The organism is Pseudonocardia lacus (assembly GCF_018531445.1).
Lineage (GTDB): Bacteria > Actinomycetota > Actinomycetes > Mycobacteriales > Pseudonocardiaceae > Pseudonocardia > Pseudonocardia lacus.
Window position 1 is genome coordinate 1 of the sequence record NZ_JAHDTH010000445.1, and the last position, 1,584, is coordinate 1,584.

General features: G+C 77.1%; 2 protein-coding genes and 1 pseudogene. 1 reads left to right on the forward strand and 2 read right to left on the reverse strand.

Annotated features, from left to right (window positions below; all coding sequences use genetic code 11):
- Nucleotides 1–383, forward strand: a pseudogene (locus tag KIK08_RS38955) (M23 family metallopeptidase); the annotation flags it as partial.
- Between the two features lie 39 nt (nucleotides 384–422).
- Here KIK08_RS38955 and KIK08_RS38960 read toward each other — a convergent pair.
- Nucleotides 423–1,298, reverse strand: coding sequence for a FliA/WhiG family RNA polymerase sigma factor (locus KIK08_RS38960; RefSeq protein WP_214408321.1), 876 nt, complete (start codon nucleotides 1,296–1,298; stop codon nucleotides 423–425).
- Nucleotides 1,273–1,584, reverse strand: a 312-nt coding sequence (locus KIK08_RS38965; RefSeq protein ID WP_214408322.1) for a tyrosine-type recombinase/integrase, incomplete at its 5' end; no start/stop codon positions are given. The genes KIK08_RS38960 and KIK08_RS38965, both read right to left, overlap by 26 nt.

Here is a 1,584-nt window from a genome sequence, read left to right on the forward strand (position 1 = left end):
ACCCCACCCCCGCCGTGCGCACGCCGTTCCGCCCGCCCGCGCACCCGTTCGGGCCGGGCCACCGCGGCGTCGACCTCGCCGCCGCCCCGGGTGCCACGGTCCTCGCGGCCCGGGCCGGCACCGTGGTCTTCGCCGGGCCCGTCGGCGGGCTCGGCGTGGTGTCCGTGCTGCACGACGACGGGCTGCGCACGACGTACCAACCGCTGCGGCCGGTGGTGGCGACCGGGGCCGCGGTGGCGGTCGGGCAGCCGCTGGGCACGCTCGACGCGGGCCACCCCGGCTGCCCCGACCCCGCCTGCCTGCACTGGGGCGTGCGCCGCGGGCCGGGTGACTACCTCGACCCGCTGGTGCTGCTGCGCCCGCCCCGGGTGCGCCTGCTCCCGCTGCCCGATCCGTGGCCGTGGGCCCCGGCGGCGGCGGCCTCAGCCCGCGGCCAGCTCCTCCAGCCGTCCGCGCAGCCGGCCGACCAGCCGCGAGTGCAGCTGGCACACCCGCGACTCGGTGACCCCGAGCATCCGGCCGATCTCGGCCAGGGTGCGGTTCTCCAGGTAGTACAGCCGGATGACGGTGCGGTCGCGCTCGCCCAGCTGGGCCACCACCATCGCCAGCTGGCGCAGCGTCTCCCTGGCCTGGACGGTGGCCATCGGGTCGGGGGTGCGGTGGTCGGTGAACAGCTCCGACGTCCCGCCGCTGCTCTCGTCCAGCGCCTCCACGCTCACCACCTGCACCTGGCGGGTGAGGCCGCGCAGCTCGTGCACCGCCACCCCCAGCTCGCCGGCCAGCTCGCGGTCGGTCGCCGCCCGCAGCAGCCGCGCCTCCAGCCGTTCCTGGGCCCGTTCCAGCTCCCGGGCCCGGCCGCGGACGCTGCGCGGCACCCAGTCCTGGGCGCGGAGCTCGTCGAGGATGGCGCCGCGGATCCGCTGGGCGGCGTAGCTCTCGAAGCGCGGGCTGCGCTCCGGGTCGAACCGCTCGACCGCGTCGATCAGCCCGAAGACGCCCGACTGCACCAGGTCGGCCAGCTCCACGTGCGGGGGCAGCCCGGCGGCCACCCGGTGGGCCACCGCGCTGACCAGGGCCGTGTAGTGCACCACCAGGTGGTCGCGCACCTCTCGGGTCGGCTCGGCGAGGTAATGCGTCCACAGGTCGTCGACCATGGGGACCGCTCCGCCGAAGGGTGCCGGGGCCGACGGTTCGGGATCCTGCGCGACCGTGGTGGGCACGGCCGGGGCGCCGACCAGCCGGGCGGGCGCGGCGACCGCGCCGAACCGCAGCTCATGCCCTGGGGTGCGCCTGCTCATGAACCACCTTCAGCCGCTCGACGGTGACGTGCGTGTAGAGCTGAGTGGTGGCTAGCTTAGCGTGACCGAGCAATTCCTGTACGTAGCGGAGGTCGGCTCCGCCTTCGAGCATGTGCGTGGCGGCGGCGTGCCGCAGACCGTGCGGACCGACGTCGGGGACGCCCGGGACGGCGGCCAGCGCGCGGTGCACGACGGTGCGCGCCACCCGCGGGTCGAGGCGGCCGCCGCGGGCCCCGAGCAGCAGCGCGGGCGGCGACGACGGGCGGGCCAGCGCGGAGCGGGGGCC

Coding starts and splice junctions, on each gene's coding strand:
- KIK08_RS38960 (WP_214408321.1), bottom strand. CDS start 1,298: ATGAGCAGGCGCACCCCAGGGCATGAGCTGCGGTTCGGCGCGGTCGCC.